General features: G+C 69.8%; 14 protein-coding genes. 8 read left to right on the forward strand and 6 right to left on the reverse strand.

All coding sequences use genetic code 11. The annotated features are described in order from the left end of the window. Position 1 precedes the first annotated feature (1 nt). Both ACZ62B_RS04715 and ACZ62B_RS04720 read right to left on the reverse strand, forming a co-directional pair. A complete protein-coding gene (locus ACZ62B_RS04715) occupies positions 2 to 820 on the reverse strand; it encodes a class I SAM-dependent methyltransferase (RefSeq protein WP_469689292.1) in 819 nt (272 codons plus the stop codon). Continuing rightward, on the reverse strand, positions 817 to 2154 hold the full coding sequence (locus ACZ62B_RS04720) for a helix-turn-helix domain-containing protein (RefSeq protein WP_469689386.1): 1338 nt from the start codon (positions 2152 to 2154) through the stop codon (positions 817 to 819). The genes ACZ62B_RS04715 and ACZ62B_RS04720 overlap by 4 nt, the downstream gene beginning before the upstream one ends. A gap of 104 nt (positions 2155 to 2258) precedes the next feature. Between ACZ62B_RS04720 and ACZ62B_RS04725 the strand changes: the two genes are divergently transcribed. The 8 genes from ACZ62B_RS04725 (at position 2259) to ACZ62B_RS04760 (ending at position 11298) form a co-directional block, all read left to right on the forward strand. Beyond that, the gene (locus tag ACZ62B_RS04725) at positions 2259 to 2759 is read left to right on the forward strand and encodes an ATP-binding protein (RefSeq protein ID WP_469689293.1); all 501 of its coding nucleotides are present in this window, start codon (positions 2259 to 2261) and stop codon (positions 2757 to 2759) included. Next, positions 2756 to 3871 carry a hypothetical protein gene (locus tag ACZ62B_RS04730; protein WP_469689294.1) on the forward strand — a complete coding sequence of 372 codons (1116 nt, stop codon included), beginning with the start codon at positions 2756 to 2758 and terminating at the stop codon, positions 3869 to 3871. The genes ACZ62B_RS04725 and ACZ62B_RS04730 overlap by 4 nt, the downstream gene beginning before the upstream one ends. Further along, positions 3868 to 4221 (forward strand): ASCH domain-containing protein, encoded by a 354-nt coding sequence (locus ACZ62B_RS04735; protein ID WP_469689295.1) that lies wholly within the window; start codon positions 3868 to 3870, stop codon positions 4219 to 4221. The genes ACZ62B_RS04730 and ACZ62B_RS04735 overlap by 4 nt, the downstream gene beginning before the upstream one ends. A gap of 650 nt (positions 4222 to 4871) precedes the next feature. Then, positions 4872 to 7805 carry an AAA family ATPase gene (locus tag ACZ62B_RS04740; RefSeq protein ID WP_469689296.1) on the forward strand — a complete coding sequence of 978 codons (2934 nt, stop codon included), beginning with the start codon at positions 4872 to 4874 and terminating at the stop codon, positions 7803 to 7805. Between the two features lie 426 nt (positions 7806 to 8231). Next, the gene (locus ACZ62B_RS04745) at positions 8232 to 9503 is read left to right on the forward strand and encodes a hypothetical protein (protein ID WP_469689297.1); all 1272 of its coding nucleotides are present in this window, start codon (positions 8232 to 8234) and stop codon (positions 9501 to 9503) included. Between the two features lie 84 nt (positions 9504 to 9587). Beyond that, positions 9588 to 10010, forward strand: a complete 423-nt coding sequence (locus ACZ62B_RS04750) for a helix-turn-helix transcriptional regulator (RefSeq protein WP_344568964.1) — start codon at positions 9588 to 9590, stop codon at positions 10008 to 10010. 9 nt (positions 10011 to 10019) lie between these two features. Then, entirely contained in the window at positions 10020 to 10451 is a 432-nt protein-coding gene (locus ACZ62B_RS04755) for a VOC family protein (protein WP_344568966.1), read from the forward strand. 25 nt (positions 10452 to 10476) lie between these two features. Beyond that, positions 10477 to 11298, forward strand: coding sequence for a VOC family protein (locus ACZ62B_RS04760; RefSeq protein WP_344568968.1), 822 nt, complete (start codon positions 10477 to 10479; stop codon positions 11296 to 11298). On the opposite strand, the gene ACZ62B_RS04765 is transcribed toward ACZ62B_RS04760, so the two are convergent. The 4 genes from ACZ62B_RS04765 to ctaD all read right to left on the reverse strand — a co-directional run bounded on the left by ACZ62B_RS04765 (position 11295) and on the right by ctaD (position 14479). Further along, entirely contained in the window at positions 11295 to 11498 is a 204-nt protein-coding gene (locus tag ACZ62B_RS04765; protein WP_468719322.1) for a hypothetical protein, read from the reverse strand. The genes ACZ62B_RS04760 and ACZ62B_RS04765 overlap by 4 nt on opposite strands. 26 nt (positions 11499 to 11524) lie before the next feature. After that, positions 11525 to 12109, reverse strand: a complete 585-nt coding sequence (locus tag ACZ62B_RS04770) for a dihydrofolate reductase family protein (protein WP_125504274.1) — start codon at positions 12107 to 12109, stop codon at positions 11525 to 11527. A gap of 132 nt (positions 12110 to 12241) precedes the next feature. Then, positions 12242 to 12772: a hypothetical protein gene (locus ACZ62B_RS04775; RefSeq protein WP_344568972.1), complete on the reverse strand. Its 531-nt coding sequence runs from the start codon at positions 12770 to 12772 to the stop codon at positions 12242 to 12244. 3 nt (positions 12773 to 12775) lie between these two features. Continuing rightward, positions 12776 to 14479 carry an aa3-type cytochrome oxidase subunit I gene (gene ctaD / locus ACZ62B_RS04780; protein WP_125504276.1) on the reverse strand — a complete coding sequence of 568 codons (1704 nt, stop codon included), beginning with the start codon at positions 14477 to 14479 and terminating at the stop codon, positions 12776 to 12778. Positions 14480 to 14593: the final 114 nt, after the last annotated feature.

Below are 14593 nucleotides of genomic sequence, written 5' to 3' on the forward strand. Positions count from 1 at the left end.
CTCACCGGCGGCAGACAAGGATGCCGCCAAGGCAGGTGATCTCGTACACGCCATTGCGGGCGATGTCGTCGGCGACGAGGGCACGGGCCCGATCAATGGTCGCGTCGAAAGGCATGTCCTGCTGGTCTGCCCAGGCTCGGTACGAAGCCATGTGGGCAATGACGGGCTCAGGGTCGCGGACGGTGATGGTCCCTGGCAGTTCGACGACCTCGACCTGCCTGAACTCCTCCCCGAGGAAGGCCGGGGCTTTCTCCAGGGAGAAGCGGGCGCTGAGCGAGATTCGGGCCGGGCCGCGCTCGACGCCGAGGACGTCGCCGGCGGCCCGCTGCCAGAGGTCGTCGAGTTCGGCCTTGTCGCGGTCGCTGTTGGTGGAGGCGACCACCAGCCCGTCACGGTCCACGACCCTGGCCAGCTCCCTGACCGCCTGGGGAATGTCAGGCACGTGGTAGAGCATGTGAAGCGCGAGAGCGGCGTCGACGCTGCCCGCCGCCAGCGGAAGCCGCGTGGCGTCCGCCACGGCGACCGGGCCGGGTACGCCGGCGAGGATGCCGGGCGCGATGTCGAAGCCGAGCAGGGACAGGTCCGGGCGGTCCTGGCGGAGCCGCTGGATGAACTTGCCGTTGCCGCAGCCGATGTCGACGACCCGCCCACATACATCACCCAGCCGCTCGGCGACGAGGCCGGGAAGGTCGTACCGGGGCGTCTGCCACTGGTAGAGCGACTGCCGGGCGGCCAGGTCCCGGTCTCCGTTGTAGGCGCTGCCCGCCAGGCGGGTCCGGTCGGTGACAGCAGCGTCGTAGGCGGCGGACAGGTCGGTCACGTCGGCAACTCCGGTGGGTGGGCGGCAGGCAGGGAAGCACGGACGGCCGTGTGCTGGAGTCGTTCGCGCAGGTGCACTGCCTGCGCGGCTCCACCGTACTGCGGCCCTTCCAGCTCCCGCCCGAGAACGGTGAGCCGGCGCACGATACTGGCCGACATGCGCTCCGGCGAGGACTGGAGAACGAAGCCGAGCATTTTCTCCGTGCCGTCCAGGTCGCCCAGGAGCAGGTGCCCGCTGGCGAGGTCGAGGTGCGCGGCAAACAGGTCACCGACCGACTGGTCGTCTCCGTCCGCGCTGCGATAGAGGCGGATCGCCGTCTCCGCGCTGACGATGGCCCGCTGGAGGTGCTCCTGCCCGCCCACGGCCAGAAGAGTCGTTCCGGCGTACGCGAACTGCTTGGCTGCGGGGAAGTCGAAGACTCCCAGTACCTCGTCCCGACCTGAGATCGCCTCGCGCGATCGTTCGGCATCCGACAGGGCAGCGAGCGCACCTGCCGTGTCGCCGACTATCGCCAACGCCCGCGCCTCCAGACTCGCCAGCCGTGGGCCGATGCTGCCGCTCGCCCTGTGCCGCCGGCCGACTTGCGCCAGCCGGGCCGCCTGCTCGTACTGCCCTGTCCAGTACGCGATCAACGACTCCACGGCCCGTACCCAGGCCAGCATCCCCTCGTGCCCCGCCGCCTCGGCACAGGCACGTGCGGTGCGGGCGTGAGTGGCGGCGGAGTCGTAGGCGCCAAGGTCAAGGCAGACGTGCGCGGACAGGCCACAGAGGCGAGAAGCGGAGAGGTAGAGGTCAGTGGTCTGCCGGGGGTGCTGGCGCCCACGCAGCAACTCGAAGACCCCGTCCCGTAATCGCCTGATCTCGACGTACTGCTCCATCAACGGGTGGCTGACGTACGTACGGGCGAGCCGGCCGACGTCTGCCTCCAACTGCTCCACGACGAACTCGTCGGCGTTCCGCTGCGCGATGAAGCGGGCGAAGTCCGCCGAACGCACCGCGTCCTCCGAGAGCGGGCCTCCACGGACGTGAGTGTCTTCGGGCGGCAGCACCGACGGCACAGTCTCGACCTCGGCGGCGTCAGCCCCGTCCCGCTGTCCCTTGCTGATGGCAACGGCTTGGTCGAGTACGGTGACATCGACACCGAAGACCTGCGCCAGGTACTTCCGGGCGTAGGGAACAGGAACTCGCGCTTCGCGCTCGTACCGCCCGATCTCCTTGCCGGTCTTCGCGGAGCGCCCCTCCAGGGCGTTGTACTCGTCGGCAACCCTCTGCTGGCTCCAGCCGCGCGCGGTACGCAGCCGGACGAGCAAGGCGCCGATCCCGGTGTCGCCCATGCCGTCCCCCAGGAACACGTGACCTCTGGCCCCCATAGTGGCCCCTGCCTTGGCCCCCACGCTGGCTCCCGACCCAAATGAGTTAAGTCGCTTTGCTGTTGACCATGGCAAGCAGACTCACCAACCAGGCGACCGACGCCGCCCCGGACCGCCTTCCGGGCACGGGCCGGCACCGCACCATGCTCTTCCCCCGCCGCCGGACCACGCCGCGTACTGCTCGCGACTTCGTCGCCGCCACGCTGACCGAATGGAGTGAGACGAGCCACCTCGACGACATGCGGGTGTGCACCTCGGAACTCGTCACCAACGCCGTGCTGCACGGGGCGCCCGTGGGTCGACTGGTCCTCGTACGCGTCGAGTCCCTTGACGCGGAGCTGCGGATCGAGGTCCACGACAGCGGCGAGAAGAGGCCGACGAAGCGCGTTCCCGAGGAGTCCACCGTCGACGGCCGCGGTCTGCTGATCGTCGCCGCGACCGCCGACAGCTGGGGCGTAAAGGAGCGGACGGGCCCCGGAAAGTGCGTCTGGGCCGCATTCGACCGTGCCAAGAACGGGGCCGCTCCCCTGCCGCCCCACACCACCGGCCCCCAGGGAGACACCTCGTGACGACGCACCCCGTCTCGCCGAACACCGTCCTGGCCAACGCCCTCCACCACGCCGAGGACGTCCTGACCCCGCGCATCCTGGCTGCCCCGCCCGAGCGGATCGTGCTGGTCGTCGGCACCCAGATCAACGGCGCCCCGCACATCGGCACCTCGCTCGTGCAGTCCCTGGCCTTCGCCATGGCGGCCCGACTGCGCGACCGCTTCGGCCTCCCCACCGAGGTCCTCTTCAGCGCCCTCGACAACGCCCCGCACGAGCTGGCGACCGACCCCGCCAACGGACACCGCTACCAACGCGCCTACGCCCAGGCCCTCGGCGAGCAGGCCCTGCACGACCTCGTCACCGCCCTCTACCAGCCCTTCTTCACGGCCCTGTCCAGGCGCCTGGGCATCCCGCACCGCATCGAGACGTACACCCAGCAGCAGGCCGGCGAGCACTACCGCCGCACGTGGCTCCGGCTCCTCCCCCGCATCGACGCCGCCCGCTGGTGGCTCGCCCCCTCCACCGGCACCCCGCACCTCCGCATCCCCTGCCCGCACCCCGGGTGCGGCTGGACGGAAAAGCACGCCGAACGCACCCGAGTCCGCCTCGCCGAGCCCGAGTCAGCGGTGGTCTCCGCGACGTGCCTCCGCCACGGGCCGTACGAGGTCACGATCACGCCCACCGCCGGCGGCTACCTCGACCTGGCCACCCTCTACCGCAACCTGGTCAAGGAACTCGCCGTGACCAGCCCCCAGGGCACCCTGCATGTCATGGTCAAGGGCGGTGACTGGGTCTTCGGCTCCCACCTCGTCGACGAAGCCCTCCAGGCGGTGGGCCTCACCCGCGCCCAGCTGCCGGCCCGGCTGTTCTGCCCCCAGGTCGTCACCGACACCGGCGCCAAGCTGTCGAAATCCCTCATACGAGAAGGCCGTGCCCCCTTGCCCGAGGGCGCCGCCCCTTGGATGCTCGATACCCGGCAGTGGCCCGGCACCGTCACCGAGTACGCCGACCAACTGCTCGCCATGACCGAGACCCTGCTCTCCGACCCCCGCCACTTCTTCCGCTCGTACTCGGCCGCCGAGATCGGCCGCCTGATCACCGCACCGTCCCCCAGGAGCGTTCCTTCCCGATGACCGACCGCACCGCCCGCGTCCGCGAGCTCAACCTCTACCGCCAGTACTTCGAGCTCGTCGCCGCGGGCGCCAAGACCATCGAGGTGCGGGTCAAGTACCCGCACCTCGCCGACCTCGCCGCCGGCGACACCATCCGCTTCCGCATCAAGGACACCAACGAGACCTGCGACGTCGAAGTCCTCCGAGTCACCGAGTACCCCGACTTCGAGGCCCTCCTCGACGGCGAGGGCCCGTCCAACGTCAACCCGACCGCCACCCGCGACCAGCAGCTCGCCAACATCCGCACCATCTACGGGCCCGATAAGGAAGCCCTCGGAGCCCTCGCCATCGAGATGAAGCGCATGGCCTGATGGACCGGCTCCCACCTACCTCGAGGAGCCCGTATGTCCACACCGTCGGCGACGACATGTGGGACAACACGTTCCGGTGAGTCGTCCGCCCCTCCGCCCAACAGCTCGACGTCCAGCTCGCCTTCCCCTCCGGGTGGTGTCCTCAGCGGCGGCTTCCATCCTTCCGCCGCGCCGCCGCATCACCCGCCGGACGCCCCGTGCGACCTCAACGGCCAGCCTGAGCGAGGTGAGTCCCAGCTGCAGCCCGCTGTCGTGTGCTTGTACGAACTCCGCCGCCGCCATGACCAAGTCCGTGACCATTCCTGTTCTCCTGCCTCTCGGTGACGCGGCGTCGAACGCCGCTGTCCCCCCTGGTTTAGGCGGGTGTGGAATCGTCCTGAAGAGCTGTCGGACAGCCGCCGGACAGCTGGCGAGTAGCACGGTGCGTGCCTGCGGGAATGTTCGGTGTCCGCTGTCCTGCGGATGTCCGGTCGGACATTGCCTAAGCTCAGGTCTAACCAGTGACCGCGGGGAGGGGTCCAGTGGCAGCGGGCTTTGGACAGATCGACGACAACGCGCCCAGCGAGGCACGGCAGTTGGCGCGTCGGCTCCAAGAGGTAGCGCGAGGGGCGGGGTACTCGGGAGTACGCGAACTGGCTGTCGGCAGCGGCGTGGGCCGCAGCACCGTCTCCGACGCGCTGACCGCACGACGGGTCCCCACCTGGGAGAAGCTCGCCGCCCTGCTCCGCGGCTGTGACGTCACCCCCGACCGCGACTGGGCTGCAGCCCGAGAAACCGCCCAGCAGGCGGTGAACGCGGAGAAGCGGGCCGCACGCGCCGACGGCTCTGAGCCCTCAACCGAGACGCCCCTTGAGGCGGACGAGCCCCCCGCTTTGGCAGGCCCCGGAACGTTCTCCATTCGCCCGCCCTACGGCGAGCTGCCGCCTCGTCTGCGGGGCCGCGATGCGTTGTTGGCCCAACTGGAGACCAGGCTGGCCGAGGGCGAGAGCCGGCCGCAGGTCCTGTGCGGCCTCGGTGGCTGCGGCAAGACCGCTGTGGCGCTGCATCTGGCTCGTCAAGCCCGGGATCGCGGATACCGTGTCTTCTGGCTGTCTGCGGCTACCCCGGAAGGGCTCGTCACCGGTATGCGAGAGGTGGCTCGCGAGCTGGGCGCCGACGACGGGGACATCGACGCGGCCTGGTCTGGGCGCACCAGCGCCACCGATCTAGTGTGGGGCCTGCTCGACCGCGCCGAACACCCGTGGCTGCTGGTGCTGGACAACGCCGACGAACCCGCGTGGCTCGCCGCGCCAGGTGGCACGCCCGGCGACGGGACTGGCTGGCTGCGCTCAAGCCTCTCCGGCCTGACGGTGGTCACCACCCGGGTCGGCAACCCCGACGTCTGGGGCCGGGAAGCCGACACCCACCGGGTCGGCGTCCTTAGCCCCGCCGACGGGCGGGATGTCCTGCTGGACCTCGCCGGGGAGGCCGGTGGTCCGACGGAGGCACTGGCACTCGCCGAACGACTCGACGGACTGCCTCTGGCACTCAGGCTTGCCGGCTCCCACCTTGCCCGCGCGGCGCGCGGCGCCGGGCTCCTGCGTAACCGGGGCCGCCGACCTAGCGGTCGGCTACGGAGCTTCGCGGCCTACGCCGACGCGCTCGGCGAGGTCGGCGCCGGACTGCTCGACCAGGGCGGACATTGGCGGCCCGAGGAGTCCGACGCCGAACGCGCGCATCGCCGTCTGATCGGCCGCACCTGGGAGTTGTCCCTGAACCTGCTGGAGGAACAGCAACTACCGGAGGCTCGCACGCTTATGCGGATGCTGTCCTGCTGCGCCGCGGCTCCGTTCCCCGTCGACCTGCTGGACCCCGATGTCCTGCCATGCCCGCCCAGAGCGGATGCAGAGCAGGTGGACCGGATCGACCGTGCTCTGGAGGCCCTGGTCGACCTGAACCTGATCGACGTCGTCGACATCGGGCCGAACGGTCTGACCGACAAGGCTGAACCGTTCCCGTGTCTCGTCAGCCACCGGCTGGTGAGGGAGGTGAACGCTCTACGGCTCGCCGACGACCCGCCTGAAGAGCGTCTGGCAGTGTGGCATGCTGCGGCCCGACTCCTCGCGCAGGGCGCGGCCCACGCCCCCGAGCAGCCGGCCAACTGGCCCTGGTGGCGTCTGCTGGCCCCCCATGTCACTGCCGCCCTGGACGCCGCACCGGAAGGGAGCGCCGGGGCAGGAGACGACGCACTGCTGTTGCCTCTGTTGCGGGCCGGGCTCGCCGCCTACGCCTTCTTCAACTTCTCCGACCTCCCGGCATCAGGCATGGACGCGACACTCGCCCGCCTCTTGCTCCGCCGAGCCGCCATCCTCCCCGAAGACCACCCGGTGCGGCTGTCGGTCCGTCACCGCGCCACCCTTAGCCTGCTCGACGGCGAGGAGAAACTGCGTGAGTACGAGGACGTTCTGGCCCGCCAGCTAGCGGACCAGGGTCCGGACCATCCCGAGACGCTGATCACCCGCTACAACGTCGCCCTCGCCCGTCACAAGCATGGCCGGATCACCGATGCCGAGGAGGAGGCGGAACTGCGCGCTGTCCTGGAAGCCCGCCGCCGGGAACTAGGCTCCGACGACCCCTACACGCTTCTCACCCACGCCACCGTCGCCCAGCGCATGATGGTACGAGGCCACGGGGAAGAGGGGTCGCTCGCCGAGTACCGGGCACTGGCCGAGAACCTCGACAGCCGCTCGCCGGGGGACCACCGCTTTCTGCCGCTACACCACCGACACCAGCTGGCGCACGCACTGGACTCCGCCGAGCGGTGGGCCGAGGCCGAAGCCGAGTACCGCTCGGTGCTGACCGACCTAGAGGGTTATGGAGCCGAGGGCATGACGCACACGCTGTACTGGAGCATGCTCCAGTGCCTGTGTGGCAACCTCGCCCACCAGGACCGTCGTCGGGACGCCATTGTTCTGCTCGATGCGTCGCTGCCCTGGTTCGACGGCAGTGGGGACAGGCGTTCTCCCACCCTCCCGGAGGCGCTCGGGCTCCGACACCTACGGGGCGACATGCTCCGGCACTGCGACCGCCCGGCCGAGGCCGAGCAGGAGATCCGCGCCGTGCTGGCGGACCGACTACTCACCGTGGACGCTCGGGACTCGCAGGTGCTGTCCGAGCGCCACTGCCTGGCCCACACGCTGGAGGCTCTGGAACGCTATGGGGAGGCACAGGATGAGCTGCGGGAGATCGCAAAGGCATACATAGACATCCTGGGAACCGCCGACTCCTACGCCCGAAAGGCGGCCTACTGCCTGGCCCGAACGCTGCACGCGCACGGAGATCGGACCGAGGCGCTGCACTGGTACGAGCAGGCCCTGGCGGGAGAGGTCACCGCGCTCGGCGCCAACCACGAGGAGACGTTGATGACCCGCTTCCGCCTCGCCCAGTGCCGTAACGATCTGGGCTTGCTGCCGCTGGTGAAGGCCAGAGAGGCGTACGCGGCGGTCCTGGCCACCTTGGAAGAACGGGTCGGGCAGGACCACGCCTGGGTCACCACCGTCCGCAAAGCGCTGGATGCCATCGAGGCACGGGGGCTCAGCAGTTGATTTGACATCCTCGCACCACCACTGGCGCCTACTTCCTCATCTCCTCCTCTTGTCGACCACGTGCCAGTCCGCACACAGTCCGCAGGAAACCCGGTTAGGACCGTCGCACCCCATCGCCAGCCAACAGCAAAAGGCCAGGTCAGCGGCCCACGGGGAAGATCCCCGCAGGTCACCGACCTGACCCATTACTAGGAGACGAAGAAGGCCTGACCTTCCGAGGCTTCACACCTGCCTCCACCGCAGGTCGGAACGGCCCGCCCGGACACCCCGGCCGGGCCGTTCGGCTTTCCGGAATCATTCGGAAGGGACTCGGGAGACACCGGCGCGCATCCGACCGCCGCGGCCACCGAACCGGTGAACCGACGCGGTCACAGCGCCGGCCTCGTCCGCGACCCGTTGTCCGACCCGCTGCCTATGCTTCGCCGCATGCCGAACGAACTCACCTCACGTCCTGGCGTCGACGAGCCGGTCTCCTGGCCGGCATCCGAGATGGTGGTCCACTACTCCGTCGCCGCTCCCAGCGAAGCGGACGCCCGCTCGGTGGCCTCGGCACTGACGCGACGTGGACACCGGTGGGTGACCGTGCGCCCGGTGTACCTTCCGCACCTGGACCCCGGGAACCACCTGTTCGGCAAGCCCGAGTTCTCCCGGCCCGAGCTGGAGGGCTGGTGGAGCGTCGACGGCCTCGTGGACGAGGAAGCTCCCGACCGGGCCTCGGAGTTCCACCAGCACGACTGCGAGCGGGCAGTGGTCGAGGCCATCGGCAGGGCGCACGGCGGTTTCCGGAACGGCGGGTCCCTGGCCAACCGAGAGACCATGCTGCCCAGATTCGACCACCGGGGGCTGGTCCATGAACTCGACCAGAAGCACGCCCATCGCATTCGGCGCGACGTGATCTCAAGCTTCCCTCCACCGGTGGAGGAACCAGCTCCGGCCACGCCGCTTCAGTGCACCACCGCCGAACGTCCATTCCCACCCGTGCTTGAGTGTGCGCGGCAAGTTGCCCGTGATCAGGAAGCTCAGCAGGGCAAGCTGCCTGACGGAACTGCCTGGTGGCTCACTAACGAGGCCGACAGCTTCTCCGACGATCGCGAAGTCATCTTCGAATTGGCCAACTCGGTCATGCATCAGGGCACCTGCTACCCGCACACTGCCGACGAGATTCCCTTGCTGGCCGGTCTCGCGGGCCACGAGGACATCCGTCCCGCGCATCGAGCCGTCTTCACCACGTTCCTGTTCGAAGCGGCCACCATCGGGCAGCGCCTGGCTGCTTCCGGGGCCGACCGCAGGGTCGCCCTGGGCCTTCCGCTGGAGGAGACAGCGGACGAACTCGCCGCCCGCCATGCGGTCGAAGCCGCGGCACCGTACCTTCTGGGCCGCTGGGACGACGAGGACGAAGCCGTACAGTTCACCCTCGCCGCCCTCGCGGCGGCAACCCGGCACAGCGCGTCGAGTACACGCATCCGGCACTTGGCGGAGCGCTGGGCCACGGGGCCGCGGACGGACGCTCTGCGCCTTGCGGCCGCCCTGGCCGGAACCGACGACGCCGAGGTGGCCACCGTTCTCCGCGGCATCGTCGAGAGCGGTGCCATACCCCTCCGGGGGGTCCCGAGTCCCCTCGCGCCCACACGCGGCGCGGCGCTCAACCTGCTCAAACCCCTGATCGAGCGGGAGATGCCTCCCCTGCCGGCCCGATGAGACAGCGCTGCCGGCCCGCCTCGCGCGACGACCGGCGATCGGCGTACGCGGGACGGCCGCCGCGGGGCGTGGGATGCTGGGCGGATGGAGCTGGAGGATCTGGTGCGGCTGCGGCGGGCCCGGGACCGGATGGACCGGGAGTACGCCGAGCCGCTCGACGTCCCGGAGCTGGCGCGGACCGCGCTGATGTCGGCCGGGCACTTCCAGCGCAGCTTCCGCGAGGCGTACGGGCAGACGCCGTACGCCTATCTCATGACCCGGCGCATCGAGCGTGCCAAGGCGTTGCTGCGGCGGGGCGATCTCACGGTGACGGAGGTGTGCCTCGCGGTCGGCTGCACCTCGCTCGGGTCGTTCAGCTCGCGGTTCACCGAGCTGGTCGGGGAGACGCCGAGCGCGTACCGGGCCCGGTCGCACGAGGAGAGCGCGGTCATTCCGCCGTGCGTGGCGCGGATGTACACCCGGCCGGTCCGGGGCCGGGCGCGGGTCGATCCGAGCGAAACCTTTTAACGTGGACGCATGGACACAGGAAACGACGTACGGCTCGCCCAGTGCTTCATCGCCGTCGACGACCACGACAAGGCGCTGGTCTTCTACCGTGACGTGCTCGGTCTCGAGGTCCGCAACGACGTGGGGTTCGAGGGGATGCGCTGGGTGACGGTCGCCTCGCCGGAGCAGCCGGACGTGGAGATCGTGCTGGAGCCGCCCGCCGCGAACCCGGACGCCTCCCCCGGTGACAAGCAGGCGATGGCCGAACTGTTGGCCAAGGGCATGCTGCGCGGGGTCAACTTCACCACCGCCGACTGCGACGCCCTCTTCGAGCGCGTCCGCGCCGCCGGGGTGGATGTGCTCCAGGAACCGGTGGACCAGCCGTACGGGGTGCGTGACTGCGCGTTCCGTGACCCGGCGGGGAACATGCTGCGGTTCATGGAACGGCCCGGGCCCGGGTAGTGGCGCAGCGCCCTACGATCGGGCGATGAGCATCCGCTGGACGTACGCCTTCATCGACCGACCCGCCCTCCAGGCCGGCCCGGCCGCCGAGTTCTGGACGGCGGTCACGGGCACACGGCTGTCCGAAGTCCGCGGGGAGGACGGGGAGTTCGCGACCCTGCTGGCGGACGGCGCCGACGCCTGCGTCAAGCTTCAGGGAACCGTCTCGGGCGGGGGCGGCGCCCATCTCGACTTCTCCGTGGACGACGTACCGGAGTTCGTGGCGCACGCGTCGCGGCTGGGCGCGGAGACGGTCGGCGAGCACGAGGGGTGGGCCGTACTGCGGTCACCCGCGGGGCAGTTGTTCTGCGCGGTGCCCTGGCACGGGGAGTCGGTACGGCCGCCCGTCGTGCACGGCAGCCGTCTGGACCAGGTGTGCCTCGATCTCCCGCCGTCCGCCTACGACACGGAAGTCGCCTTCTGGAGCGGGCTGTTGCCCGGCTGGGATGCGGTGCCCGGTTCGCTCCCGGAGTTCCGTGTGGTCAGGCCGCCGGCCGGGCTGCCCGTGCGCGTCCTGCTCCAGCGACTGGAGGAGGAACGGCCGGTCTCCGCCCATCTGGACCTCGCCTGCGCCGACATCGGGGCGACCCGGGCGCGGCACGAGGAGCTGGGCGCGGTGTGCGTGGGCACGTTCGGCCACTGGACGGTGATGAGGGACCCGGCGGGCGGTACGTACTGTCTGACCGGCCGTGACCCGGAGACGGGCGGACCGGCCCGCCGGTCGGACCAGTCGGTGGTGAGGGGGCGGACGACGGCCGACCAGACGCCCACGCCCCACCGCCACACCACGCCCATGCCGCAACGCTAGCGCTTGGTGGGTGCCTGGTTCACGGCTTCCTCCCGGGCTTCCCCCGCTTCTGCCTCGTGGGAGCGGGATTCCCGGCACCTCGGGTTGCGGCACGGGCCGTGCGTCCACACCGGGACCCACGCGCCCAGCGTCTTGTGGCGCCGGACCACCGTCTCCACCGGCTGTCCGCAGACGGGACAGACGGGTTGTTCGCTGTCCATGCCCCCAGGGTAGGCCCGGAGCGGGTTCAGCGCTTCCTGCTGTACGTCCGCACCAGCACACCGTTGCCGAACGAGCGCACCGACTCCAGCGCGAACTGCGTGATCGCGAAGCCGGAGTCGAACATCGGCATGCCGGAGCCCTGCACGATGGGGTACGTCTTGATGATCAGCTCGTCGATCTCGTCGGCCAGTTCGCCGGCGAGCTTGGCCCCGCCGCACAGGTAGATGTCGTACGCGCCGTCCTCCGCCTTCAGCGCGCGCACCCGGCCGACCAGGTCGTCCGCGATGATCTCGACGTTGGGGTCGGGCGACTCCCCCAGCGTGCGGGAGGCGACGTATTCGCGCAGATGGGAGTAGGGGCTGGTGGTGCCCTCCTTCAGGGCCAGGTCGTAGCTGCCCCGGCCCTGGATGATCGTGTCGAACCGCTTGTTCGGCAGGTCGTCGATGTTCATCTGCCGGCGGCCGGCGGTCCAGATGGTCTCCGGGTACTCCGCCACGAGGAAGGCGAGGAACTCCTCGTCGACGAAGGGGTACATCGCCGACGCGTCGCCCTCCGGGTCCCCGATGAAGCCGTCGATGGAGCAGGCGATGTAGTACGTGAGCTTTCGCAACGCGGCCTCTTTCCGTTGGCTGCCTCGTCCTGACAACTCCAGTTGTAGTACTTCAGTTGTAGTGATGCAAGGAGATTCGCCGGACCAGGGGCAAGTGGGTGGGAGGGTTCCGCATATGGACGGCCCGGACGTCTAGGACCTGGGGTGCCCGTGGTTCGCCGTCGTGCGGCGGACCATACGGGTGTGCCGTACGGCGATCACCAGGAAGAGGCCCACGACCAGGGCCGGGACCGTGACGATCACACCGAGGACGACCACGGCCGCCGCTCCCGCGACCGGACCGGCGACGGCCAGGGCGGCGACCGCTCCGCGGTGGCGGTGGGCATCGGCGGGCAGCGGGACGTGCGGCAACTGCGCCCACTGCCGGGCCGCCTCCCGCTGCTCACCGGCGCGCCGCACGGCGGCATCGGTCCACAGCGCGGCGGCGGCCGTACCACCCACGACCGCCACCCCCGCCGGCACCCACCACGCCGTGGCCACGAGCAGCACCAAGGCGATCGCCCCGAGGGTGCCCCAGCCGGTCAGGCAGGCGAGCGCCGCCGTACGGCGGGACAGCGGCCGGTCGGCGGCTCCGGCGCGCAGGTCGGCGAGGGCCGGCAGGTACCAGACCGATCCGGCGGCCGTCACCACCGCGCACCCCAGCGCCAGTACGGGCTGCGACACGGCTCACCTCGCCGATTCGAGCGCGGCGATCTCGGGGTGGTGCAGGTCGAACGCCGGGGACTCGCTGCGGATCTTGGGCAGGGTGGTGAAGTTGTGCCGCGGGGGCGGGCAGGAGGTCGCCCATTCCAGGGAGCGGCTGTAGCCCCAGGGGTCGTCGACGCCGACCGGCTCGCCGTACTTGGCCGTCTTCCAGATGTTGTAGAAGAACGGCAGGATCGACAGGCCGAGCAGGAACGAACCGATGGAGGACAGGGTGTTCAGGGCGGTGAAGCCGTCGGCGGCGAGGTAGTCGGCGTAGCGGCGGGGCATGCCCTCGACGCCCAGCCAGTGCTGGACCAGGAAGGTCAGGTGGAAACCGGCCGTGAGGGTCCAGAAGGTGATCTTGCCCAGGCGTTCGTCGAGCATCTTGCCGGTGAACTTCGGCCACCAGAAGTGGAAGCCGGCGAACATCGCGTACACGACCGTGCCGAAGACGGTGTAGTGGAAGTGCGCGACGACGAAGTAGGTGTCGGAGACGTGGAAGTCCAGCGGGGGCGAGGCCAGGATGACGCCGGTCAGACCGCCGAAGAGGAAGGTGATCAGGAAGCCCAGCGTCCACAGCATCGGGGTCTCGAAGCTGAGCGACCCCTTCCACATGGTGCCGATCCAGTTGAAGAACTTCACGCCCGTGGGCACCGCGATCAGCATCGTCATGAAGGCGAAGAACGGCAGCAGTACACCGCCCGTGACGTACATGTGGTGCGCCCACACCGTCACCGACAGGCCCGCGATCGCGATCGTCGCGCCGATCAGACCCATGTAGCCGAACATCGGCTTGCGGGAGAAGACCGGGATCACCTCGGAGATGATGCCGAAGAACGGCAGCGCCAGGATGTACACCTCTGGGTGGCCGAAGAACCAGAACAGGTGCTGCCACAGCAGCGCCCCGCCGTTGGCCGAGTCGAAGATGTGGCTGCCGAACTTCCGGTCGCACTCCAGCGCGAACAGCGCCGCCGCCAGCACCGGGAACACGATCAGCACCAGCAGCGCCGTCAGCAGCACGTTCCAGGTGAAGATCGGCATGCGGAACATCGTCATGCCCGGCGCGCGCATGCAGATGATCGTGGTGATGAAGTTGACCGCGCCCAGGATCGAGCCGAAGCCGGAGAGGGCCACGCCCATGATCCACAGGTCGGCGCCGATGCCCGGTGAGTAGACCGCGTTCGACAGCGGGGCGTACAGGAACCAGCCGAAGTCGGCGGCTCCTCCCGGGGTGAGGAAACCGGCGGCGGCGATCGAGGAGCCGAACAGGAACAGCCAGAAGGCCAGCATGTTCAGCCGGGGGAACGCCACGTCGGGCGCGCCGATCTGCAGCGGCATGATCCAGTTGGCGAAGCCGGTGAACAGCGGCATCGCGAACATCAGCAGCATGATCGAGCCGTGCATCGTGAACGCCTGGTTGAACTGCTCGTTCGACATGATCTGCAGGCCCGGCCGGGCGAGTTCCGCGCGCATCATCAGCGCCATGACCCCGCCGACGATGAAGAACACGAACGCGCTGACCAGGTACAGCGTGCCGATCTTCTTGTGGTCGGTGGTGGTCAGCCAGTCCACCCACGCGGTCCGGCGCACCGCGGGTGTCCCGGCGGCGGTCCCTTCGGGCGGCGGCACCGGACGGGGCCGTCCGTCCTCCACGGCTTCGACCTTCTCCATGCGTATCTCGTCCACCGGACGTCTTCCTCCCCAGGCTGTTTCGCGCGCCCATGATCGGCGGCGGGGAGAGGGGTCCACATGGGTCGAAGGGTCCCTGTGAGGGCCTCCGGGCGGGGGCCAATGGTCCCT

Source organism: Streptomyces sp. NPDC053426 (assembly GCF_055585405.1).

Coding starts and splice junctions, on each gene's coding strand:
- ACZ62B_RS04750 (WP_344568964.1), top strand. CDS start 9,588: ATGGAGCTGGAGGATCTGGTGCGGCTGCGGCGGGCCCGGGACCGGATG.
- ACZ62B_RS04745 (WP_469689297.1), top strand. CDS start 8,232: ATGCCGAACGAACTCACCTCACGTCCTGGCGTCGACGAGCCGGTCTCC.
- ACZ62B_RS04765 (WP_468719322.1), bottom strand. CDS start 11,498: ATGGACAGCGAACAACCCGTCTGTCCCGTCTGCGGACAGCCGGTGGAG.
- ACZ62B_RS04755 (WP_344568966.1), top strand. CDS start 10,020: ATGGACACAGGAAACGACGTACGGCTCGCCCAGTGCTTCATCGCCGTC.
- ACZ62B_RS04720 (WP_469689386.1), bottom strand. CDS start 2,154: ATGGGCGACACCGGGATCGGCGCCTTGCTCGTCCGGCTGCGTACCGCG.
- ACZ62B_RS04735 (WP_469689295.1), top strand. CDS start 3,868: ATGACCGACCGCACCGCCCGCGTCCGCGAGCTCAACCTCTACCGCCAG.
- ACZ62B_RS04760 (WP_344568968.1), top strand. CDS start 10,477: ATGAGCATCCGCTGGACGTACGCCTTCATCGACCGACCCGCCCTCCAG.
- ACZ62B_RS04725 (WP_469689293.1), top strand. CDS start 2,259: ATGGCAAGCAGACTCACCAACCAGGCGACCGACGCCGCCCCGGACCGC.